Here is a 22,210-nt window from a genome sequence, read left to right on the forward strand (position 1 = left end):
CCTTTAGTAATCTACCATAAATTCACAAGAGACACCACATAGAGGATGCGGCCACCCCGTTGGTTACCTTATAAAAAAAGCAAGCTCCTTAAAGGAAACTTGCTTTATTAATGCATACTAGACTCTTTTTTTCATTCTTTTGGCGGTACTGCGAAATTCTTTCAGTCCTTTTCTTGTGATGTTGAAATTCTGATCCACGTAGCCTGCTTGCAGCAGTGACTCAGATACCTCCTGGCTTATTGTCGGCTGAATGGATTTTACTTTTTGGTTCAATTCATCGAACGTCGCACCTAGAATGACGTCCTTTCCAAGGACCGCCACAAGATCATTGATGCTGTTGACTGTCCCGCTTTCTGCAGGGGAAGGGCCGTTTGCAAATTCATCCGCTTCCTCAAGCTGAGCCGATACCTTGTCCGCTTCCATCTGAATCAGTGCTGCTTCCTTCTCTTTTTGCAGGAGGTAATCAATGTAATCTCTCTTGTCTTCTTGCTCAAGATCTTGACTCAGCAGCAGACGGTCGATGATTTCATTCTGAACCTTTTTTACCCGCTTTAGCTGGTCTTTATGTTCTTCAAGTGTTTGCACCAATTCTTCTTCATTTTTAACAGGCACATTCTCAGCATAAGCCACTGTATTTTCCATTTTCTTGTTTCGTTTCAAGAGCCCCGGCGCGCTGCCCCCTAATAAGCGGACAATCTCGTTTACCTTTGAGTAAAACAGCACCGCGATGGCAATCGCAAATACGGCTAAAATAAATGATAATAAATCCGAGAAATGAAACGTAAATTTTGCTGTCGCTACTTTAAACATGAGTACCATGCAGAACAGGCTGATCAGGATGATCTTAAACCAGCTGTTTCTGTTTTTAATCTTATCGTCCATCGTTTGTTTCATTAAAATGTTCCTCCTTAACTTCCGAAACCACTGCGTTTGAAAATGAGAACTTAACATCATTTCGTGAGCCATTAATCATATATGGCTATATATGTATTGTAAACAAAAGGGAATGAATTAGCCAAACGTAAAGAAACCCCATCCCGATTTTCGGGGAGAGGGCAGTGACATACTGTATGATCCGCCGACTTTCTTTGGACAGCATAGGCTAGATCAAAACAATTGTTTTATTGCTGCTGATAATTGTTCCCGGATTGTGGCCGTTCTTGCAGATCTCCGAAAATGCGCCCTTCTGGTCAAAGTTAAACAAGTGAATCGGAAGCTGAAAGTCCTTTGCCAGTATCATTGCTGTCTGGTCCATGACCTTTAAATTGTTTTTTATGGCTTCTTCATACGAGAGGGAGACGTACCGTTTGGCCTTCTTCTCTACCTTAGGGTCACTGCAATATACACCATCTACCCCATGCTTGGCAACAAGCAACGCTTCAGCCCCCATTTCCAGGGCGCGCTGAACCGCTGGATAATCTGTTGAAACAAAGGGCTGCCCGTTGCCTCCCGCAAAAAGTACAATACTTCCCCGCTCAAGGTACTTTATACTTTTAGCACGGTTATAATGCTCTGCAGCTGCGAGAGGTTCTGAGGCCATGACGATGACTTCTCTGTCCGTCAAACTCTTTAGAGCGCTTTTAAGCATTAAGCTGTTGATCACCGTTCCTAACGTACCAATCTGGTCTGCTTCTACCCTGTTCATTCCCCATTGCTCAGCAAGGCTGCCTCTGAATATGTTTCCTCCCCCTATCACAGCAGATACTTGAACGCCAGAGTTCGCTACATTAATCATTTCCTGTGCAATATGGTTGAGTTTTTGCGGATTGAACCCAAAATTCCCTTGCCCTGCAACTGCTCCGCCGCTTAATTTGATCAGTACCTTCTTATACCTCAACATTTCTTCTCCTCCCTCTAGGTAAAATCAGCATTTGATCTGATGTTGTCTGTCCATGCATAAAAAAAAGAACCAAATCCCTTAAAAGGCTTTGTTCTTCCTATGGCGGGTATGATTCCATTCGCGATCAATTATTCTTACATCCATGAGACCCGCCTCCTTTTTCTTCTACATTATATTGATGAAGGATCCAAAAAGTTCATCGAAAAATAGCAAAAAAAAATAAGACATACCACTATGTCTTATGCGGATGCTAATTTTCTTTCGTTGCTTAGAACCGTAATTACGATATCCTGGGTATTGGTCCCATCACATACTGTGCAGCCATCTGTACCATGGTGCAGAATGTTCAAGCAGTCTTTGCAATATTTCATGAAGCATTTCTCCTCTCTTGGTCGCTAACTCATCTACCTGCAATATACCCACATCTATGGAAGTAAAAACATGGTGCCAGGCACCCGCATTACACAAGTGTGTAATTACGGTGCCTGGCACCATGTTTTACTTCGTAGTTAATACTCCCACTGCTGCTTCTTTTCTGTTTTGAACCTTCACCTTTTTCCGTTCAGCATTAAACACCAGGTTTAAAACAATCGCTGTGAGGCTTCCGGCTACAATCCCGTTATCAGTTAAGATTCGTACAGCCTGCGGAAGCTTCGCAAAGAGATCCGGCTCCACTGTTACTCCCAGGCCAAGCCCGACGGAACAAGCGATAATCAGAAGATTTTCCTGTTTGTTAAAATCCACATCACTCAGCATTTTAATTCCAGAAGCGACCACCATTCCGAACATGGCGACCATCGCACCTCCCATAACTGGAGTTGGGATCAAGGTCGTCACTGTTGCAACCTTTGGGACAAGACCGAGAACCATCAACATGCCTCCCGCTGTATAGATGACATTTTTCGTACGGATGCCCGATAGCTGAACGAGACCTACATTTTGTGAATAGGTCGTATAAGGGAAAGCATTGAAAACTCCACCCAGCATTACAGCGAACCCTTCCGCACGGTAACCTTTTGTCATCTGTTCGGGGCTGATCTCTTTGCCGCAGATTTTTCCTAACGCAAGGAATACACCCGTTGACTCAATCATACTCACGATCGCAACGAGAACCATCGTCAATATGGCGCTGGCATGAAACGTTGGAGGACCGAAGTAAAAAGGTTTGACCATATGGAACCAGGAAGCATCCGCAACAGGTCCGAAATCCACTTTACCCATGAAACTGGCAGCAACCGTACCTGCAAGAAGTCCAAGCAAGATGGAAACCGCCCGGATAAAGCCTGTAAACAATCGGTAAACAATAATGATAAACGCAAGAACGCCGAAAGAAAGCATCAGATTGTCCGGTGAGCCGAAATCTTTGCTGCCCTGCCCCCCGGCCATATCCTGAATCGCGACAGGAATAAGCGTTACACCAATAATCGTTACAACTGAACCCGTAACAACCGGAGGGAACAGTTTAATGATCTTGCCGAAAACGCCAGCAAGCAGCACAACAGCCAGTCCTGATACCAGGATTGAACCATAGATCGCAGAGATTCCATACTGAGACCCAATTGCGATCATCGGTCCGACGGCAGTGAACGTACAGCCGAGAACAACCGGAAGGCCGATTCCGAAAAAGCGGTTATTCCAAACCTGCAAAAGGGTTGCCAGCCCGCAGGTCAACAAATCAATGGAAACCAGATAGGCGAGCTGTTCGGTTGAAAGCTTCAATGCTCCGCCAACGATCAAAGGTACGATAACGGCCCCTGCATACATCGCAAGCACATGCTGAATGCCGAGTGAGAATAACTTGCCGTTGGTCATTTTCATAAACTCCAAGCCTCCTGTCCGCTTCTGGTGAACGTAATGGAACCATTGGAAAGAGAAGCGACTCTTGCCAACGACTCAACCCTGTAACCTTTTTTCAAAAGCTTCTCACGTCCAGACTGGAACGATTTTTCAATTACAATGCCAAACCCGGCGACTTCTGCTCCAGCTTCTTCTACAAGGTTCGCCAAGCCGAGTGCAGCTTCTCCATGAGCAAGAAAATCATCTATCACGAGGACCTTCTCACCCGCTTTTAGCCATTTTTTCGAAACGGAGATTTCATTTTCTTCTTCTTTCGTAAACGAATAGACTTTCGCTGTCAAAAGATCACCATTCTGGGTCAGCGATTTGCGTTTCCGGGCAAATACAACCGGAACACCCAGCTCGAGACCGGCCATGACAGAAGGAGCGATACCTGATGATTCAATCGTAAGTACTTTTGTAATGCCCTCGCTTCGATACAGGCGAGCGAACTCCTGGCCAACCTTCTGCATCACTTGAGGATCAATCTGATGATTCAAAAAGGAATCCACTTTGAGCACCTGATCCGAAAGTGCCTGTCCTTCTTTTAGGATTACTTCTTCAAGAAAGTTCATGATATATATCTCCTTTACGGTTTACTGACAAAAAAAGACCCGGAAAAGCGCCTCCCTACGTGAGTGAAGCGTTTCTCCGAGCCATCATATGTACCCGAAAGGTAAAAAATCGAAAGGTTTTCACCTGCAGCACGTGCAAATAAAAACAGAACGATTTAAGCGACACCCGTAGTCGGATCATTTACGGCAATCCGGTAGAGACTTGCAGGCCATATCCCTGCTATTATACGAGTCTATGAAGTTAGACACATTATAAAATAATTTCCTCAAAAAAGGAAGTATCGTTCGGAAAAAAAGTGAAAATACCAAAGAATCGCTTTGTACAATATAAAAAAGTTTGAAAAATCCAAACTATCTAATTTAAAAAAGCCGGCTCAATTCTAACAGGACGAGCCGGCTTCCAACCTGTTATTTCTTGATAACCCCGCACAGGACGCGGTCTCCCGAATTTCCGGTAGGATCGGTCTTGTAGTCATCCGCTTTTGCATGAACGACAAGGGCAGTGCCACCCTCTTTCAGGAGGGAATTGCTCTTGCCTTCCTGAAGGGTAACGAGGGAAGACATGAGGTCACCTGTCGCTTTACCGGATGAATCTGCTTTTATATTCTTCAGATCCCCCACATGCGGGCCTTTCGGGTTTTTGAAACCATGCATTTTGCTTGTTGGATTAAAATGCTTTCCTGCTGATTCAAACTTCGGCGCTTCACAAACTCCTTTTTCATGAAAGTGGATTCCGTGTTCACCTGGGGTAAGACCTGTCGCCTCCACATTTACTTTTACCCCTTCAGCTGCCTGCTCCAGTGTTGCCGTACCGGCTTTCTTGCCTTTCGCATCCATCAGCTCCACCGTAACTGGCTTTGTCTTTGCCATGCTGGATGCTCCTTCTGATTTTTTTTCACTGTTCATATTGTGATTTTTATGATTTCCCTGGCCTGTTCCGCCGCACGCAGCGAGCAGCATACAGATCATCAAGACGCATAAAGCGATGGTCCATTTCTTCATAAAAACTCCTCCTTAATAGTAAACTCATTTAAGTGATGACCTAGTCTCACTTAATGTGATGACCTTGAAGGAGGATTTTTAAACCTTTAAGAACCTAAATAATCCGTTGGAAGGACTTCTTCGTTAATTTTGCCGCTGACTTTCGAAACCTTGTATCCTTTGGCATGGGGCCTTGAACTTACTGCTTTCGTAAGCTCTCCATTCATAAAATGAAGTGCTGCTCCGTCGTCAGCTGCATACCCTTCCGATAAACCATGCAGAATGAGGTCATGATACGAAGGCCGTCTGTCCTTTTCCCCGTCGTAATGAGGGCAGTTGCTTCCTTTCAGAATCCCGAGACAAGATATCTGGGTCAGCTGGCCTGGGATGGAATCGGTGACTCCTTCTTCAAACCAGCAAAGCGACCCGGCACTGATGCCGGCAAGGACAATGCCCTTTTCATAGGCTTCTCTCAAAATATGATCCAGCCCCCACTCCCTCCATAAAACCATAAGATTTCTAGTGTTGCCCCCTCCAACGTACATCACGTCCTGTTCAAGAACAAAACCTCTAAGATCGGCAGATGGCGGCTTGAACAGTGAGAGATGAGATGGAACACACTCATGCTTTTTAAAGGCTTGATAGAAACGCTCTATATAGCCTTCAGCATCACCGCTCGCTGTCGGCAAAAAGCAAATCTTCGGGTTTTTCTTCAGAGATTGCCGCAAGATATACTGATCCAACAAAGGGTTTTCGGGTTCCATGGAAAACCCGCCCCCGCCCAATGCTATGATCTGCTTCAACATCAACGCCTCCTTATGTTTTTAAATCCTCTATCGTTAATTTTTTTTGATTCACCAAATAGGCTCATCCTGAATAAACGGATGTTGCCTTGATTTTTCATTAATAAAGTCCATTTCAATATGGTTTGTCAGCCATGTTCCAATGTCTTTTAATTTTGAGTTCATTGATTAGTCTCCCTCTCAAGACATAATTCTTCTGCCTTCATCTTATCAAGAAAAGGAAGTTATAGAGTTTACTATGTAAGAAAAAAACCACCTCTATTAGAAAGGCGGTTTATTAGAATTAAATATCCCTACGCAGCGCCTTCAGAACGTCCACCTGGGTGGCTCTTACCGCTGGCCGCAAACCGGATATCAGGGTTACGCCAAAACAGATAGCGATGCAGATCAGCGGAAGCGTAACGGGAATATAGGAAAAATAAAAGTTCTCAGGCGGTTTTTCATGAAAAAATTGCTGGATCAGAACAGGAAGAAACATATTGACACCATAACTAAAAAGATAGGCAATCAACGTTCCAAAAAAAGCACCCAGTAATCCGATAAAGCTGCTCTCCATCAAGAAAATCTTTTTGATGACTCCCGGATGGGCTCCGATGGCTTTCATGATGCCAATGTCTTGGACCCTTTCAGTGACTGCCATTGTCATCGTGTTGAAGATGCCAATCGAGGCAATCAATACGGCTACCGTTCCAACTGTAATCAATCCGATCTTTATAATCAGGAAAACGACGTTAATTTCCTTTAATTCGTTTTGTGCGGAATAGGTACTGTAGCCCAGCTTCTCAATCTTTTTAGATACGGCTTCTACTTCACCGGCATCATGGGTGTAGACTTTAACATCTGTAAATACATTGTATTTCTCATCAGTCGCTGAGTTTTGCGGACCGTTCATTATTCCTCTCGGCGTTTTAGTGAAGGCCCCTATCTCTTTTAATACCCCTTCAGAAATAAAAACCGACTCATTCAGAAACCATTTCTTTGAAGGTTTTTTGCCCACACCTGCAATGGTAACCGGTATTTTTTTCTTGACCACCTTTTTCCCTCTCAGCTGTTGAATTTCAAACTCAAGAGTTTCCCCGAGTACCTCCCCTTTAAACTGGCTATCCTTCATCTTTTGTTGAGCTTCTTTTTCACTTAGACCTTTCCTCACTTTTTCCGGAATCTCTTTCATCAGTGACTTGGCAAAGTCATAGCCGACAATCACTTCATTTTTATGTACAGGCATCTTACCGCTGTTTAGCTCAAATCCTGCTTTTTTTTCTGCGGGCATATAAGCGACCATCGTTTCGGCTTGTGACCTGTAGCTTCCCAAATGGTAGGCCAAGTTGTTTTCTACCCTCTGTTTTCTCGTTACCGTTTTCGTGTTCTTCAGTTTATCTAATTGATTCACTTCCTTGATCGTAAAGGGCTTTTCCCCATGCACCTCAATCTCTGTCATCAGCCTGCCGTTCGTGATATCCTTGATGGCCGTTCTATGAATCCCAAAACCTATGGAAGCTAAAACAATCAAGAATGCACAGCCGATTGTGGCAGCAAGCACTGTCATAAATACCCTTGTTCTATTCTTTTTCATATTCGCCCGGACAAACCGGTATCTATCTTTGAACTTCATAAAAGCTTCTCCCCTCATTCAAATGGCCATCCACAATCTCTATCTTTCGGTGCGCGATCTGAGCTACTTCTTCATCATGAGTAATGATTAAAAACGTAATCCCATCGTCTTGGTTCAGTTTTTGGATAAATGAAAGCAGCTCCTTTTCATTGTCACTGTCCAAACTCCCTGTAGGTTCATCCGCAAGTATAAGGGGTGGATTGACGATCAATGCCCTGGCTATGCTCACCCTTTGCTGCTGGCCACCCGAGAGTTCACCTGGATAATGCCCTCCATATTCACTCAAACCGACCCGCGCTAAAATCTCTTCTGTCTGTTTCATACGAAGTTTTTCGTCCACCCCTTTCAGAACGAGCGGCAGCTGAACATTTTCAAAGGCAGTCATGCTTGGGATTAATTGAAAGCTTTGAAAAATAAAGCCAAGATGGTTCAACCGGAAATCTGACCACTCCCCCTCCTTAAAAGAAGTAACATCTGTTCCATCGATCTGGATTTTTCCTGAAACAGGTTTAATATAACCGCTGATTAAATTCAGCAGCGTGGATTTTCCAGATCCGCTTTTGCCGACAATCGCCACAATCTCACCTTTACGCACCTGAAGAGTAATGTTGTGCAGAACTGGAACAATTCTTTCCTTTGCTTTTTGTCCGATTCGAAACTCATGAGACAGCTGTTGAACGTTAATCATTTCCTTTTCCTCCATGTGTAATACTCTATCTAGCACGCATGTTACTAACATTTTTTTCCAATGTCAATCCTTCCCTTGAAACCTTCAAACTTTCTTAAGATTTTAAAAGTTTATGGTAGGATAATAGAATCAAGAAAATGAAGGGAAATGAGGAGATCGTATGTTTAGATGGCAAAACAAAGAAGCGTTGACAGCCCTTGTAAAAGAGCTTGTGGAAATTCCGAGTATCTCTCAGCAGCCAGCAGAGATTGCGATGGCCGAACATCTCTATTACACGCTGGGGTCTCTCGATTATTTCAAAGAAAAACCTGATCATTTGCAGCTTCAGCCTATGCCTGATGGTCGAAAACTATTAACCGCTTTTGTACAGAACGGCTCACACGAGGATACAATCATCCTTCTTAGCCATTTCGATGTCGTCAATGTGGAAGATTTCGGAGATTGGAAGCATTTAGCTTTTCGGCCTTCTGAATTAACAGAACAGTTTTACCAAGCTGATACACTGCCTGATGGTTTAAAAGAAGAAATAGAGGAAGAAGATTGGCTGTTCGGACGGGGAACCATGGATATGAAAGCCGGTGTTGCCCTCCATCTGTCTATGGTCGAGCAAGCAGCACACGGTAAATTCCCAGGAAACATCCTCATGGTATCTGTACCCGATGAAGAAGTTAATTCTGCGGGAATGCTTGCTGCTGTACCGGTATTAGAGCAGCTGAAGAAACAGTACAGCATTACGTACAAAGCCTGTTTGAACGGGGAACCTGCCTTTACCCGTTATCCCGGTGACCAGAACCACTATTTGTATACAGGGACGGTAGGCAAAATATTGCCCGGATTTCTTTGTTATGGCCGCGAAACACATGTCGGCGAGCCTTTTGGCGGTTTAAACGGAAATCTCATGGCCTCAGAAATTACAAGAATGCTTGAGTTGAACATGGACTTTTGTGAAACGATGGACGATGAAGCGATTCCTCCTCCAACCAACCTCGTTCAAAAAGACTTAAAAGATCATTATTCTGTCCAGATTCCGCATGTTGCCGTGACCATGTTCAATCTGCTTATGATGGAAAGATCATTGGGGGATATCAACACGCAGCTTTTAACACTCGCCAAGAAAGCAGCAAAGCAGATAGAATCCTTTTTATATGAGCGTTCCCTGCAATATTCGAAACTTGTCCCTTTTGATGTAAAAGAAACCTCCATATCCGTTTTCACTTTTCAAGAACTGTATCAGCGTGCGGTCGAACTGCACGGACAGGAAGAAATCACAAGGCGTGAAAATTATATCCTGTCCAACCATCCTCATCTGGATGACCGCGATGTTACGACCATGCTGGTGAATGACCTGGCAAGCTTATGCAAGCAGTACGCGCCGATGATGGTTTTGTTTTATGCTCCGCCTTTTTATCCGGCTGTCTGTTCCAAGGATGATGCACTCATTCAGCAAACCTCCCGTGAAGTCATTCAGTTTGCAAAAGAAAAGCATCAGATCACTCTAAGAAAACAGAATTATTTTGCCGGGCTTTCTGATCTAAGCTACATCGGCTTACCATATGAAAAGAACGAACTAAAACCATTACTTGAAAACATGCCGATATTCGGTGAGCGGTACAAGCTGCCGATCGATGAGATGGCAGCAATGACAATGCCGGTTATGAATCTCGGTCCGCTGGGACGTGATGCGCACAAATGGACAGAACGGCTTCATGTGAACTCATTCGTTCAAACACAGGACTTGATTTCCTATACCATTTCCAAGCTGTTGACAAATGAATAGTAAGGTTTAATGGCATGTTTTATCCCGTTCGTGGCAAGAATAGCAGATGGAGTCGTTGTCAGCTTTAACCTGCCATGTAAAAGAATTTATGAAAACGGGGGGGAAATATGGCCTGCTATAGTGAGTATGAAGCATTAAAAGACGTAATTCTTTGTCAGCCTAAATTCATGAAAATCCGGGAAGTCATCAACGAAACTCAAAAATATTACGCAGATGAAAACATAGACACTGAATTAGCCATGCAGCAGCATAAGCAGTTTTCCAAAGCATTGGAGGACAGAGGGATTAAAGTCCACCAGCTTCCTCCTCTTGAAAAATATCCGGAGCAGGTGTTTACCCGCGATATCGGATTCACGATCGGCCACACCCTCTACATTTCAGAGATGGGACGGGAGATCAGACAGGGAGAAGAAAAAGTATTAAAAGAATGGATGAATGAAGAACATATCACCATTAAAGACTTAAAGAACGACAGCATTGAAGGCGGTGATGTCCTGCTGGACCGCAAGACGGTCTTTGTAGGCGTCAGCCACAGGACGAGCAGGGCGGCGATAGAAAGCCTGATGCAGCATGAGCCTGATTACAATGTTATTCCGGTGCCCTTCAACGAAAAATACTTGCATCTGGATTGTGTATTCAACATTCTTTCACCTGAGGAAGCGATCATTTATCCGCCCGCTTTTCATGAAGAAGAACTTAAACTACTAACTTCAAGATATAAAACGATCGAGATTAATAAAGAAGAGCAGTTCACGCTTGGCACAAATATTCTCTCGATTGGCAATAAAACGGTTCTTGGTCTGCCCGTCAACAAGGAGATTAACGCAAAATTAAGAGAAAACGGTTATGAAGTGATCGAGGTCGATATATCTGAAATCATAAAATCCGGTGGTGCCTTTCGATGCTGCACTCTTCCACTGAACCGTAAAAGGGGCTGTCCAAGAAGTCTGTAAGCTGTTGATTTCCGTTCCAGGCTGCTCGCTTTCCGCGGGGCGTGCGGTGAGCCTCTTGGTGCAAGCACTGGCGGGAGTCTCACCTGTCACGCTAGTCCCCCAGGAGTCTCGCATCTTCCACTTCAATTAACTTTTCATTGAAGATTTTTCAAGCCAAAAAGGGGCTGCCTGAAGGTCAATTTTCGACTTTCTGGACAGCCCCTTTGTTGCTTTCTTATTCGGCGTGCAGACGTTCGAGCCAATCGTTATCCATTCTTGCCACACAGGCGGTGACCAGCTTAACCGTATTTTCAAAATCATCTCGGTGCAGGATGCTGTTGTGGCTGTGGATGTACCGGGTAGGAACGGTGATGGATAAAGCGGGAACGCCCTTGCCATCAAATTGAGCTTCTCCTGCATCCGTTCCTCCACTTTCAAGAGTAGCCAGCTGATAAGGAATGTCTTCCTCCTCCGCCACTTGAATCACAAAGTCTCTTAATCCTTTATGCGGAATATGATAGTTGTCTTTTAAAATAATAGCAGGACCTTTTCCGGTTTTTACAAATCCCCTGTCTCCAGGTACATCATCTGCAACCGTTACATCTACCGCAAACATCACATCAGGTGAGATGGCTGCTGCAGAGGTTTTTGCTCCGCGGGAGCCAACTTCCTCCTGAATGGTCCCTACGCCATAAACGGTATTGCTGTGTTCCTGATTGTGCAAGGCTTTCATGACTTCAATAGATGCAGCACATCCAATCCGGTTGTCCCAAGCTTTCGCTGCTAAATATTTAGGGTTTTCCAAAACAGAAAATTCAGTGTCAGGAACAACAGAGTCTCCAGGCCTTACACCAAACGCTTCCGCTTGCTGTCTGCTCTCCGCTCCAATGTCCACAAACATATCCTTTATTTCTACCGTTTTCTTTAAGTTGCGGACATCCGGAAACTTAAAGCCGAGGATTCCCGTTAACTCTTTCTTTCTCGTAATGACTTTTACACGGTGGGCCATCATATTTTGCATCCACCAGAAGCCAAGGGCCTCCACTCGAAGAAAACCTTTCTCTGTAATATTGGTGACCATAAATCCGACCTCATCCAAATGGCCTGCGATCATAATACGCGGCCCATCCGAATTCCCCTTCTTCTCTGCGATCAGGCTTCCAAGATGATCATGGGCTATTCGGTCAGCATAGGGAGATATGTAGTTTTCCATCACTTTTCTGGCAGCTCTCTCATTCCCGGGCACACCGGGTGCATCTGTTAAATCTTTCAGCATCGTCAGCAGTTGATCCATTGCTGATTCACTCCTCTTTTATTTCTATCATTCATCAGCTTTTTTAATAGTAAGACTTTTTTATTAAATATACCACACAGTCTATTTTATTCCCATAAAAATTCCTTTTAAAGTAAAAATATAACTTAATGTCACTTCAACTCGTATTTTGTAACATTTTGAAATATAACTGTAATATTATTTCACGAAAATAACCGGTTTTTAAGTGATATAATTACTTTTGTGATTTATAGATTGGTAACATTTGCACATTGAGGGGGACTTATAGTTGAAAAGTAAGATTTTAACAGCAACTTTATCATTAACCATTGGACTATCCGGATTTACATATACAACAGCATCCGCTGAAACATTAAAAGACATTCAACAAAAGCAAGCTGAAAACCACATTGAAAAATCAAAGAAAAACAAACAAGTCAAAGAGGTTCAGGGTGAACAGGACCAGCTTCTTAAAGAGCTGGACAAGCTTGAAGCTTCTTTGAAAAAAACAACTGGCGATATTCAGACAAAGAAAAATGAAATCGCTGAAACAAAAGCAAACATTGCGCAGCTTCAAAATGAAATTGCTGTCCTGGAAAAACGAATCGAAGAACGCGACGCCCTATTAAAAAACCGTGTCCGTAACATGTATGAAAATGGCGGTGCCGTAAAATACCTTGACGTTCTTCTCGGTTCCCAAGGATTCGGTGATTTTCTTGACCGCATGATCAGCCTGAATATCATTGCCGAACAAGATAAGACAATTCTTGAAGAACATAAACGCGACAAAGAAGCTGTCGAAAAAAAGAAGCAGCAGGTTGAGTCCCAGCTTGCCTCTTTAAACAGCAAACTATCAGATTTGAATTCTCTTAACAGCCAATTAAAAGACAATAAAGCCAAGAAAAACAAAATCATGAAAAGCCTCAGAAGTGAAGAGCAGCATCTTCATGATGACATTGGCAAGCTGGTAGAAAAAGACGCACTTCTTGCCGATCAAGAGAAAGCGATTAAAGCAGAGATTGCCAGAGCAAAAAAAGAAGCAGCTGAACGCGCCCGCCGTGAAGCAGCAGAAAAAGCGGCCGCAGCAAAACGTGCAGCACAGCAAAAAGAAGCAGCTGAACGTGCAGCAAGGGAAAAAGCGAAGCAGCCTTCCCGACATTCTTCACCGGCGCCAGCACCTGCTCCTGCTCCAGCGCCTGAGCCTTCTTATGAAGCACCGAGTGCGGCAAGATCTTTCATCTTCCCGTCAGCTGGCTATGTAACTTCTCAGCTCGGTTCAAGATGGAACAAGTTTCATGCCGGGATTGATATTGCCAAGGCTGGCTATGTTCCGATTCATGCTTCTGCATCCGGTACAGTAGCACGCTCATATACGTCTTCTACGTATGGTAATGTTGTATTCCTGTCTCATTACATCGATGGACAGCTTTATACAACGGTTTACGCACATATGAGAGACCGTGCAGTGAGCACAGGACAAACCGTATCCCAGGGCCAAACTCTTGGACATATGGGCAGTACAGGACATTCTACTGGCCAGCATCTTCACTTTGAGCTTCACAAAGGCCCGTGGAACGTAAACAAAACCAATGCGGTTAACCCGCTTCCTTACATTCAATAAAACGATGAAAAAGAACTGGCCGAAAAAATTCTGCCAGTTCTTTTTTTATGTACGGAAAAGCCCACCCGGTTTTTGCTGCCGGGCGGACTTTTTACACGAGTAAACGGCGCAGCGGATGACCTGTATATTCTGCCATCCTTCTGAAGTTCGGCCGGATGATCTGTCTTGTGAGAAAAGCAGATGTCGTCGCTCCGGGCCTTCTTCTCTGATTGAGTACATCAATAAACTCTCCTAGCATTCCTGCTCCTATACCGTGGCCAAAAAACATCCCATTTCCTAAATCAACGAGATTCTCACCCTGCCACTGCGGTGTTGCCGGATGAAACTCAGGATTTTGGATATAGCGGATATCTCCCGGCAGCGAATCTCCCTGGTAGACTGACGTTAGCTGAAGATCCTCATCATGCTCTGTGCTCCATAACAAAAGACCTTTGAACAGCTGGTTAAACGTCGATGGCCCGATCGTTTCCAACAGCGCCTTATAGAGAATAATCATCATGGCAGTCGTACACTCGAATCCGTATTTTCGCCCCTGGACGAAGATATCCGTAATGGCATCCGCCGGTGTGACATCGGGCCTTAAGAGAAATCCGCCGTACGCGGTCAGGATCCAGAAGTTACGGTTAGCTTTCGCTGTTGTGAACGTCGCAAACCTTGCTCCGCTGTCTTTTAGTGCATAAGCTGATGATACAATGTTGGCACGATAGGTAATCTCAAACTGGAGCTGGCGGGAATTATCATAAAAAAAGGACTCTCTGCTGTTCAGCAGTTTGAGGGCAGTTCCCCGCTGGGCCTCTGAAAATTGTCCTCTCCCCGGTATTTCTTCTATTGAATTCAGTTGCGTTCCTTTTACATAGATCAACTTTAGCCCCCCTGTTCACACAGGATAATATACAAGATATGGGGACACATGGAGAAAGGTGATTACTTGGCCCAGTGCGATAAGCCCGAAAAACAAAAAAGAGGCGCTATGCCCCTTCTTGATTAATAAATTTAAAGTTTGTAGATCCGGTAACGATTTTGTCCTCTTTCTCTTCCTCTCTGTCTGCTTTTTCCCTCTGTCTTCCTGATTCAAAGTGCGTCTGCAATCCTTCCGTCACGAGATTAAAGGAATAAATCGCAATTCCGAACATGATAACAGGGCCAAGTGCGATCAGTGGATGAGCGAATATGTTCTGATAATACTCACCGATCAGCCCTGACCATTCATTGGATATGGATTGCGGAGGGATATCACAGAACGGCGCATAACAGACATCCGTTCCGCCGAAAAACAGCTGAAAGTAACCTAAATGCGCAAAAATAATCAGTGCTGAAACGCATTGCTGTGTAACGACAATGAATAATTTTGGCAGCAGGTGAGGTACAACATGCTTCATGAAGATTCTCTGCTTTCCCGCTCCAAGCACCTGTGAACTTTGGATAAATTCTTCTTTTAGCTGAGCGGTTATCATATTGCCGATCATCACACTGACCAGGGGTACGACGAGAAGCGTAAGAATGCTGACCTCAAGGAAAATTCTCATAAAAAAACTATAGGTGAAGTATTCTTTGTCTCCGGAAAGCTGCTCCGTCAGCACAGGCTGCAGCAAAAAAATAGCAAGGATGGTCAAAGGGACGTAATAAAAGGAGCTTAACAGTTTCTCCAGACCTTTTCTTGCCCAGAGCGGAAAATAAAAAGCATACGGAATGGCGATAAAAAAGGCGATCACCACGCGCAGTAAGGCGATTAATATGGCAAAGGGAATCGTGTATTTGGCACCCTGCACTACTTTTGCGAACATGTCATAACCCTGCCTGTCCGTTCCAAAAGGCATTTCAAGGGAGGCTGGCAGCGGTGCAGCTTTAACTGCCTCGCCTTTTTCGTTGTACAATACAACTACTTTTTTAATGTTGCTGTCAAAGACAAACTGATGGACAAGGCTTGAACCGACAAGAGCAGCCAGTACAAAACAGCCGATCCAAAACTTTACGCTTCTGATCATGCCCCCACCTCCTGCCGTATACGGATCGACAACAAGAATTCAAGGAATGCGAAGAAAACAAAAAACGGGAATGCAAGAAAAATTAAGACTACTGCCATGAATTCCGGCCTGAAATCCGAATAGAGGTAATACGTGATCCCATTGATATTAAAGATTCATTCCACAAGCAGCAGATTTGAGATCATCAACCAAAGAACCGTTTTGGAAAAATGAAAAAGCGTTTCGTGAGTATTTCTCGTCACATGAAACAATAAGACATAGATTTTCCTTAGCCCTTTTGCCCGGCTGAATTCAAAATAGGGTTTCCTGCTTTCTTCCTCTGACAGCAGAACCATCATCTTATAAAAATAAATTAGCGGCAAAATGGTCAGACACATGATGGGAATGACATAAATCCGCTGTTCCCCGACAGAAGCAACATCTGATAAAAGAATATTCGTCTGCTTATAGAAGAACACGATAAATATCTGAACGAGGGCAAATACGAGCAGATCGGGAAGAGACTCTAGCAATGTCAGCAGATTTTTAATAGCAGCTCTGATCTGTTCAGGCAATATCATCGTCAGCCATGTCAGAAGCTGAGCAAGAAAAAATGCCAGAATAAACGAAGTAAGCAGTATGATTAATGAATAAAAATAAGGATCCACAAAATCCGGGAATAATGGCCGTGAATGTTTGTATCGTATGTATTCCAAATGTCCTGGATGAAGCAAAGACGTACCCACTTCTTTTACTTTTCCCCAATATAAAGGCAGGCTCTTTGTTAAGAATAGAACCGGCAATCCACTGATTAAGATGATGGAAACAACCGTCAGCATAAATTGAATCAGCATTTTTCTTACAATCGCCATTCTATCCCTCCTTTTTCCTTTACTAAATAGACGTTTAATATTTCATAATTGTTACAACTTTAACATAAATAAGCAGTTATTTCGTCGGTCATCCCTTAAAAAATTAAATTTTATTCGTTTAGATCTCGTTTATTTTTAACATTTCTTGACATATTAAAGAAGATGATAATTTCAAGGAGAGAATAGTATGTTAAGAAAAAAATACAGCATAGCCTTGCTTGCTTTTATGATTTTTATGATGATATTGCCCATCCATTCGGGAGCAGCCGGTGAGTTTCCGTTCACTGTTTATCCGGTACCCGAAAAAGGAAAAATTGTCCGATGGTCAAAAGTAGACAAGCTCCTTCCAAAAGGAAAAAAATTCAAGGTCATTGACCTGGAGACCGGTTTTTACTTTTCTGTCCAACGCCGGGCAGGAAACAAACATGCGGACGTCCAGCCCTTAACCTACAAGGATACAGCCGTCTTAAAGCATCTTTATAACGGAAAATGGAGCTGGCGAAGAAGAGCGATTTTGATTCCCGTAAAAGGTAAAATGCTTGCTGCCTCCATGCATGGGATGCCCCATGGACACGGTGCCCTGCAAAATGGATTCCCCGGGCATTTCTGCATTCACTTTGCCGGCAGCACCACCCACAAGACGCGGAACGCTGACCCCTCTCATAAAATGATGATCTTAAAAGCAGGCGGCAAGCTTGATGATTATGCCCATCATGCGAACCCCCATCAAGTGGCAGAAATGTACCTGCTGTCGCTAAAAGAAAACGATCCAGATTTGATGAAGCCTGTCTTGCCTGAGAAAGGTAAAGTGCGAAAAGAACTGCTGAAGTCAGCGCGCAGCATATCAGCCATCCATTACGATATTCGCGGGAAGGAATCACGCAAGCATCTGGCCGTCAAGACCATTATTCCCGTTAAAACTGTGATCTTTCGGAAGAATGTGGGGGCAGAAAAAGTACACTTGTATATCACTGTGGCACGGTTATCTCCATGGTCTTCCTGGAAAATTAGTGAGGTTGAGTGGGGGGAATAGGGGTTATTCAGATGGATGTAAAAAATAAATTTTATCTTTAAAGGATCCTGACACTGGAAGATTCATGGAACATAACATCTTGTGTGCTATTGAAGAGGAAGAGATCAGGAGGAATTGTCTAAATTGGCAGTTATTAATGGTACTGCACAGGAGTAATTCATAATCAACCAATGCCATAAGGTGAGCATCTTTTGATGTTTTCAGGCATTTCGGGCATATCCACTTTGCCTGCATTCTCTTCATCGGTAAATAACCGCAGTCGGGGCAGTGGACCCCTGTTAACAGTTCATCAGTTTTAATATCAAACCGCTGTAGTAAATCAATGCTTAAAGGCGTGTGCTTTTTACTCATTTGTCGTAGCAGCTTTTTTATCAATTTGTCTGTTAGGATCGGACTAAGATATAACCTTTCAAAATCATTTACTTTTTTGGACAATTTACCACTGTGAATGACCATCTCAAGGTGTTCTGCTTGATTATCTCTAGAATTTTTAATTAAGGTGTAGGGACTGCTGATGATAACGAGGCTTTCGATGGGGATTTGGTGAAAGTGATGTTGATGTAGCCAGGCTCTGAACTGCTGTTCATGTCTCTGTATTTGCAGGATAGGATCAGGGAACGCCTCCTCTTTTTCGTCGGTGATTCGTATTAATTGATTAAACGTTTGGTCAAAAACAAGAGTTCCAGAGATGTTTTTTATCTCTAATAACAAAATGAATTTCGATGAGACAATAAGAGTGTCAATTTGAAAATAACGAACTCCGTCTGACAGCCTAACATCATGAAGAATGTAGTATTCCTTCTCCGGCAGAAAACCTAATACGTAATCAATAGACTCTTCTCCTCTATAACCGGCCATATATTTAGCAAAACTCGCCTCAATATCCTTTCTCTGAGGATGATGCTGCGGAAGCCGTCTAAGTAAAGCGTTTAATTTTCGAATAATAAGCGGCATTTTCCGTTCTTTAATGATCAAAAATGTCACTTCCTTTATAAAAATTATAAACGGCGGGGGATTTAGCGAGCTAAATCTCCCTCGGCAGAAATTGAAATTCAGATTACCCGCCAAAATGGGTGATTTACCCGCTGAAATGCCCCTTTACCTGCCAAAATCATAAAATACCCGCCAAAACAAGACTTTTACCCGCCAATATCAGATTATGTCAACTAGATCACAACCCCACAGTAACCCAAGAGCTACTCAAAACTCCACCCCATATTTCTTCAGCTTGTCATACAAACTGGTTTTCCCGATTCTGAGGCTTTTCGCGGCCTGGAGTTTGTCGCCATGATGCTCCCGTAATGCCGCTCGCAGCACTCTTTTTTCAGTATCCTCTAGTATTTCCTTCAGGCTTTTCGCTCCCAGTGCCATGACCGTATCTTCTTTTAAATAATCGGGAAGTGCGTCCTGTGTGATCCACTCTCCCTGGCACATGTGAACGGCTGCTTCCATTACGTTTTCAAGTTCTCGGGCATTTCCCGGCCAGTTATGCTTGGCGAAACGGCGGGTGACGTTCTCATGCATCCCGAGAATTCTTCTGCCTGTCCGCTTATTGATTTTTTGGAGAAAATGCTGTGACAGCTGCTCGATGTCTTCCGGCCGCTCGCGCAGCGAAGGAATATTGATCTGGATGACGTTGATCCGGTAAAACAGATCTTCACGAAACCGCTGCTCTTCTACCATCTTCTCTAAGGGCTTATTTGTCGCAGCGAGAACACGGACATCGACTTTTACCGGTTTGACACTGCCTACTGATTCTACTTCTTTTTCCTGAAGGACACGAAGCAGCTTGACCTGCATGTGCATCGGCATATCCCCGATCTCATCAAGTAAAAGCGTTCCCCCGTCTGCCAGCTGGAACTTTCCCAGCTTTCCGCCCTTTTTTGCTCCGGTAAAAGCTCCTTCCTCGTACCCAAACAATTCGGATTCGAGCAGCTGCTCAGGAATGGCGCCGCAGTTGACTTTGATGAACGGCTTATTGCTTCTCTCGCTGAGCTGGTGGATGCTGTGGGCGAAAAGTTCCTTTCCGGTCCCGCTCTCCCCGCGTATGAGCACGGCAACCTCGCTGGTCGCGACCTTTTTGATTCGGTCTTTCATAACCATGATCTGAGTGGATTTCCCCACAATATCATGCAGAGAATACTTGGCTCCGGTATTCTCCTCCTGCACATTTCGATAATATTCCAGCTCCGTTAAGAGATTTTTAATGTGGGAATTCATCGTACGCCATTCTTCGGTATCACGATAGGTGACCGTTCCAACTGCCCCCACAGACTCTCCGTTCCGGAAGATCGGAATGCGGTCTGCGATCATGTAATTTCCCTCGATATACTGAAGATCGGCTATCTCTTCTTTTCCGGTTTTGGCAACGATATGCATCCGTGTATTTTCTATTACATCGGTGACATGCTTCCCGATCGATTCAGTTTGATTTACTTTTATAAAATCACAATAAGCTTTATTGATATACGTGATGACTCCATTCGCATCCACGACAACGACACAATGGAACGCATTATCAAGGATCGTCTCGAGGAGTTCATCCTTAAATTGGTTTTCTGTAATTAACAATCTTGCCACCTCAGTATTTATGAAAGAAGCCGCCCTCTTTGAAGCAAGGCTGCTCTCACCCTTACTTTTCCAATGTTTGAGCCCCGGCATAATGGTCTTTCACCTGGTCCCTCAACGCTCTTTTTAGAAATTTGCCGACAGACGTTTTTGGTATTTCTTCGATAAACAGCACATCGTCAGGGATCCACCATTTTGCAAATTGTGGTTTTAGGTATTCTTTGATGTCTTCCTTTGTCACTTTGCCTTTTGCTCCGTCCTTTAATACGACACAGGCAACCGGTCTTTCCTGCCATTGCGGATCAGGTATAGCAACCACAGCGGCTTCGTATATATCATCATGAGCGATGAGAGCGTTTTCAAGATCAACAGAAGAGATCCATTCACCACCGCTCTTTATTAGATCTTTCGTACGGTCGACGATTTTTACTGTTCCTTCATCATCGACTGTCACTACGTCACCTGTATGAAGCCATCCGTCTTCAAACGCCGTACTGTTTTCATCACCGTAATATTCATCGGCGATCCAGTTGCCCCTTAAAAGCAGCTCGCCCATCTCGTTTCCATCCCATTTCACGTCACCGGCTGCACCTTTTACCTTCATTTCCACACCGGGAACGAGGTAGCCCTGCTTGGCCCGAATGTTCAGCTTTTCTTCATAATCCAAGTCTTCCTGATAGCTTTTAATCCTTGAAAAAATAACAAGCGGGCTCGTTTCTGTCATGCCGTATGCATGAGCAAACGGGATGTTGTGCCTCGTCTCAAAGGCTTTGATCATTCCTTTAGGAGCCGCTGAACCACCGCATAAAATATAACGCAGGCTTCCTGTATCATAGTTTCCTTCCTCCAGCTCTTTCAATAGGCCAAGCCAGATGGTAGGAACTCCAGCAGTGATTGTAACTTTCTCCCGTTCGATCAGTTCCGCGAGCAGCTTCGATGTAAACTGCGGCCCAGGAAGCACCTGTGTCGTTCCGAACCAAACGGCGGCAAACGGAAGGCCCCAGGCATTCACATGAAACATCGGAACAACAGGCATGCAGATATCCGACTCAGATACACTGCCTCCATCTGCCAGTCCGAGCGCCATGCTGTGGAGCACGATTCCGCGGTGCGTATAGACGACACCCTTTGGATTACCAGTCGTGGCTGACGTATAACACATGCCCGCAGGTTCATTTTCATCGATATCCGGATTAAAGATGAAAGAAGGATCTCCTTCTTCCAGGATTTTTTCATAATGATACAGCGGTTCAAGCGTTGAATCCGGCAGTTCAGGTTCATCGGTCATCAAGACAAATGCCTTAACCCCTGTGATCTCATCTTTTAATTTTTCAATCAGCGGCAGGATGTCCTGATCAATAAGAAGAACCTTATCATCAGCATGATTGATGATATACGCGATATGAGCGGGAGACAAGCGAATATTGATCGTATGAAGAACGGCCTCTGCACCGGGTATAGCAAAGTAAGCTTCCAAATGCCGGTGATGGTTCCAGGCAAGCGTCCCTACCTTATCTCCCTTTTGAACGCCAATCTTTTTGAGCGCACTGCTCAGTCTTCTTGTCCGGTTGGCGATCTCACGGTACGTAAACTTTCTGATGCCGGATGCGGTCCGGCTGATTACTGTCTTTTTTGGAAAAAATGCTTCTGCATGTTCCATCATGGCTGTTACTCTTAATGGCACGTTCATCATCATCAAATTCCTCCCTTAGATAAATAAAGATTTTATCCTGTTGAATCTGCTGCTTCAGTCCTCTTTTGTACCTAGTTTAATACTTCCCCATTCATGCAAAAATCCCTTGTTTCTTTTGGGGAAATGGTTGTAATGGGATTAT

Annotated in this window: 20 protein-coding genes and 1 riboswitch; of the genes, 4 read left to right on the plus strand and 16 right to left on the minus strand. The window is 44.0% G+C overall.

Annotation, left to right across the window (positions count from 1 at the left end):
* Positions 1 to 117: 117 nt before the first annotated feature.
* The 9 genes from M1K46_RS00340 to M1K46_RS00380 all read right to left on the minus strand — a co-directional run bounded on the left by M1K46_RS00340 (position 118) and on the right by M1K46_RS00380 (position 8,335).
* Positions 118 to 894, minus strand: a complete 777-nt coding sequence (locus M1K46_RS00340) for a hypothetical protein (protein ID WP_053357248.1) — start codon at positions 892 to 894, stop codon at positions 118 to 120.
* A gap of 208 nt (positions 895 to 1,102) precedes the next feature.
* Positions 1,103 to 1,840, minus strand: coding sequence for a UMP kinase (gene pyrH, locus M1K46_RS00345; RefSeq protein ID WP_256224401.1), 738 nt, complete (start codon positions 1,838 to 1,840; stop codon positions 1,103 to 1,105).
* A gap of 239 nt (positions 1,841 to 2,079) precedes the next feature.
* Positions 2,080 to 2,211: a hypothetical protein gene (locus M1K46_RS00350; RefSeq protein ID WP_255357545.1), complete on the minus strand. Its 132-nt coding sequence runs from the start codon at positions 2,209 to 2,211 to the stop codon at positions 2,080 to 2,082.
* 127 nt (positions 2,212 to 2,338) lie between these two features.
* Complete coding sequence (locus tag M1K46_RS00355) at positions 2,339 to 3,658, minus strand: nucleobase:cation symporter-2 family protein (protein ID WP_256224402.1); 1,320 nt, start codon at positions 3,656 to 3,658, stop codon at positions 2,339 to 2,341.
* Positions 3,655 to 4,251, minus strand: coding sequence for a xanthine phosphoribosyltransferase (locus M1K46_RS00360; protein ID WP_256224403.1), 597 nt, complete (start codon positions 4,249 to 4,251; stop codon positions 3,655 to 3,657). The genes M1K46_RS00355 and M1K46_RS00360 overlap by 4 nt, the downstream gene beginning before the upstream one ends.
* Positions 4,252 to 4,400: 149 nt before the next feature.
* A riboswitch (purine riboswitch) is annotated at positions 4,401 to 4,502 on the minus strand.
* Positions 4,503 to 4,659: 157 nt separating this feature from the next.
* Entirely contained in the window at positions 4,660 to 5,253 is a 594-nt protein-coding gene (locus tag M1K46_RS00365; protein ID WP_256224404.1) for a superoxide dismutase family protein, read from the minus strand.
* An 86-nt stretch (positions 5,254 to 5,339) separates the two neighbouring features.
* A complete protein-coding gene (locus M1K46_RS00370) occupies positions 5,340 to 6,035 on the minus strand; it encodes a peptidase E (protein ID WP_256224405.1) in 696 nt (231 codons plus the stop codon).
* A gap of 283 nt (positions 6,036 to 6,318) precedes the next feature.
* Complete coding sequence (locus M1K46_RS00375; protein ID WP_256224406.1) at positions 6,319 to 7,647, minus strand: ABC transporter permease; 1,329 nt, start codon at positions 7,645 to 7,647, stop codon at positions 6,319 to 6,321.
* A complete protein-coding gene (locus M1K46_RS00380; protein WP_256224407.1) occupies positions 7,631 to 8,335 on the minus strand; it encodes an ABC transporter ATP-binding protein in 705 nt (234 codons plus the stop codon). The genes M1K46_RS00375 and M1K46_RS00380 overlap by 17 nt, the downstream gene beginning before the upstream one ends.
* A gap of 160 nt (positions 8,336 to 8,495) precedes the next feature.
* Here M1K46_RS00380 and M1K46_RS00385 point away from each other — a divergent pair, with 160 nt between their 5' ends.
* Both M1K46_RS00385 and M1K46_RS00390 read left to right on the plus strand, forming a co-directional pair.
* Positions 8,496 to 10,112 (plus strand): M20/M25/M40 family metallo-hydrolase, encoded by a 1,617-nt coding sequence (locus M1K46_RS00385; RefSeq protein ID WP_256224408.1) that lies wholly within the window; start codon positions 8,496 to 8,498, stop codon positions 10,110 to 10,112.
* Positions 10,113 to 10,219: 107 nt separating this feature from the next.
* Complete coding sequence (locus tag M1K46_RS00390) at positions 10,220 to 11,065, plus strand: dimethylarginine dimethylaminohydrolase family protein (protein WP_256224409.1); 846 nt, start codon at positions 10,220 to 10,222, stop codon at positions 11,063 to 11,065.
* A 214-nt stretch (positions 11,066 to 11,279) separates the two neighbouring features.
* Here the strand turns inward: M1K46_RS00390 and M1K46_RS00395 are convergent, their stop codons facing one another.
* Complete coding sequence (locus M1K46_RS00395) at positions 11,280 to 12,338, minus strand: M42 family metallopeptidase (RefSeq protein WP_256224410.1); 1,059 nt, start codon at positions 12,336 to 12,338, stop codon at positions 11,280 to 11,282.
* Positions 12,339 to 12,606: 268 nt separating this feature from the next.
* Between M1K46_RS00395 and M1K46_RS00400 the strand changes: the two genes are divergently transcribed.
* Positions 12,607 to 13,938 carry a murein hydrolase activator EnvC family protein gene (locus tag M1K46_RS00400; protein ID WP_256224411.1) on the plus strand — a complete coding sequence of 444 codons (1,332 nt, stop codon included), beginning with the start codon at positions 12,607 to 12,609 and terminating at the stop codon, positions 13,936 to 13,938.
* Positions 13,939 to 14,029: 91 nt separating this feature from the next.
* Here M1K46_RS00400 and M1K46_RS00405 read toward each other — a convergent pair whose 3' ends face one another.
* The 3 genes from M1K46_RS00405 to M1K46_RS00415 all read right to left on the minus strand — a co-directional run bounded on the left by M1K46_RS00405 (position 14,030) and on the right by M1K46_RS00415 (position 16,774).
* The gene (locus M1K46_RS00405) at positions 14,030 to 14,800 is read right to left on the minus strand and encodes a protein-glutamine gamma-glutamyltransferase (RefSeq protein WP_256224412.1); all 771 of its coding nucleotides are present in this window, start codon (positions 14,798 to 14,800) and stop codon (positions 14,030 to 14,032) included.
* A gap of 106 nt (positions 14,801 to 14,906) precedes the next feature.
* Positions 14,907 to 15,923, minus strand: coding sequence for an ABC transporter permease (locus M1K46_RS00410; protein WP_256224413.1), 1,017 nt, complete (start codon positions 15,921 to 15,923; stop codon positions 14,907 to 14,909).
* Between the two features lie 155 nt (positions 15,924 to 16,078).
* The gene (locus M1K46_RS00415; RefSeq protein WP_256224414.1) at positions 16,079 to 16,774 is read right to left on the minus strand and encodes a hypothetical protein; all 696 of its coding nucleotides are present in this window, start codon (positions 16,772 to 16,774) and stop codon (positions 16,079 to 16,081) included.
* 187 nt (positions 16,775 to 16,961) lie between these two features.
* On the opposite strand from M1K46_RS00415, the gene M1K46_RS00420 reads away from it, so the two are divergent.
* Positions 16,962 to 17,807 (plus strand): hypothetical protein, encoded by an 846-nt coding sequence (locus M1K46_RS00420; protein ID WP_231689216.1) that lies wholly within the window; start codon positions 16,962 to 16,964, stop codon positions 17,805 to 17,807.
* 3 nt (positions 17,808 to 17,810) lie between these two features.
* On the opposite strand, the gene M1K46_RS00425 is transcribed toward M1K46_RS00420, so the two are convergent.
* The 3 genes from M1K46_RS00425 to M1K46_RS00435 all read right to left on the minus strand — a co-directional run bounded on the left by M1K46_RS00425 (position 17,811) and on the right by M1K46_RS00435 (position 22,068).
* Positions 17,811 to 18,776 carry a nuclease-related domain-containing protein gene (locus M1K46_RS00425; protein WP_256224971.1) on the minus strand — a complete coding sequence of 322 codons (966 nt, stop codon included), beginning with the start codon at positions 18,774 to 18,776 and terminating at the stop codon, positions 17,811 to 17,813.
* A gap of 231 nt (positions 18,777 to 19,007) precedes the next feature.
* Complete coding sequence (locus tag M1K46_RS00430) at positions 19,008 to 20,378, minus strand: sigma-54 interaction domain-containing protein (RefSeq protein ID WP_256224415.1); 1,371 nt, start codon at positions 20,376 to 20,378, stop codon at positions 19,008 to 19,010.
* A 61-nt stretch (positions 20,379 to 20,439) separates the two neighbouring features.
* The gene (locus tag M1K46_RS00435; protein WP_256224972.1) at positions 20,440 to 22,068 is read right to left on the minus strand and encodes a long-chain fatty acid--CoA ligase; all 1,629 of its coding nucleotides are present in this window, start codon (positions 22,066 to 22,068) and stop codon (positions 20,440 to 20,442) included.
* Positions 22,069 to 22,210 lie beyond the last annotated feature (142 nt).

The organism is Fictibacillus sp. WQ 8-8 (genome assembly GCF_024494405.1).
Taxonomy (GTDB): Bacteria; Bacillota; Bacilli; order Bacillales; family Fictibacillaceae; genus Fictibacillus_C; species Fictibacillus_C marinisediminis.

Bases quoted from the DNA above. Each gene is read 5' to 3' on its own strand.
- M1K46_RS00340 (WP_053357248.1), bottom strand. From the start codon at position 894: ATGAAACAAACGATGGACGATAAGATTAAAAACAGAAACAGCTGGTTT.
- pyrH (WP_256224401.1), bottom strand. From the start codon at position 1,840: ATGTTGAGGTATAAGAAGGTACTGATCAAATTAAGCGGCGGAGCAGTT.
- M1K46_RS00350 (WP_255357545.1), bottom strand. From the start codon at position 2,211: ATGAAATATTGCAAAGACTGCTTGAACATTCTGCACCATGGTACAGAT.
- M1K46_RS00355 (WP_256224402.1), bottom strand. From the start codon at position 3,658: ATGAAAATGACCAACGGCAAGTTATTCTCACTCGGCATTCAGCATGTG.
- M1K46_RS00360 (WP_256224403.1), bottom strand. From the start codon at position 4,251: ATGAACTTTCTTGAAGAAGTAATCCTAAAAGAAGGACAGGCACTTTCG.
- M1K46_RS00365 (WP_256224404.1), bottom strand. From the start codon at position 5,253: ATGAAGAAATGGACCATCGCTTTATGCGTCTTGATGATCTGTATGCTG.
- M1K46_RS00375 (WP_256224406.1), bottom strand. From the start codon at position 7,647: ATGAAGTTCAAAGATAGATACCGGTTTGTCCGGGCGAATATGAAAAAG.
- M1K46_RS00380 (WP_256224407.1), bottom strand. From the start codon at position 8,335: ATGATTAACGTTCAACAGCTGTCTCATGAGTTTCGAATCGGACAAAAA.
- M1K46_RS00385 (WP_256224408.1), top strand. From the start codon at position 8,496: ATGTTTAGATGGCAAAACAAAGAAGCGTTGACAGCCCTTGTAAAAGAG.
- M1K46_RS00390 (WP_256224409.1), top strand. From the start codon at position 10,220: ATGGCCTGCTATAGTGAGTATGAAGCATTAAAAGACGTAATTCTTTGT.
- M1K46_RS00395 (WP_256224410.1), bottom strand. From the start codon at position 12,338: ATGGATCAACTGCTGACGATGCTGAAAGATTTAACAGATGCACCCGGT.
- M1K46_RS00410 (WP_256224413.1), bottom strand. From the start codon at position 15,923: ATGATCAGAAGCGTAAAGTTTTGGATCGGCTGTTTTGTACTGGCTGCT.
- M1K46_RS00415 (WP_256224414.1), bottom strand. From the start codon at position 16,774: ATGGCGATTGTAAGAAAAATGCTGATTCAATTTATGCTGACGGTTGTT.
- M1K46_RS00420 (WP_231689216.1), top strand. From the start codon at position 16,962: ATGTTAAGAAAAAAATACAGCATAGCCTTGCTTGCTTTTATGATTTTT.
- M1K46_RS00435 (WP_256224972.1), bottom strand. From the start codon at position 22,068: ATGATGAACGTGCCATTAAGAGTAACAGCCATGATGGAACATGCAGAA.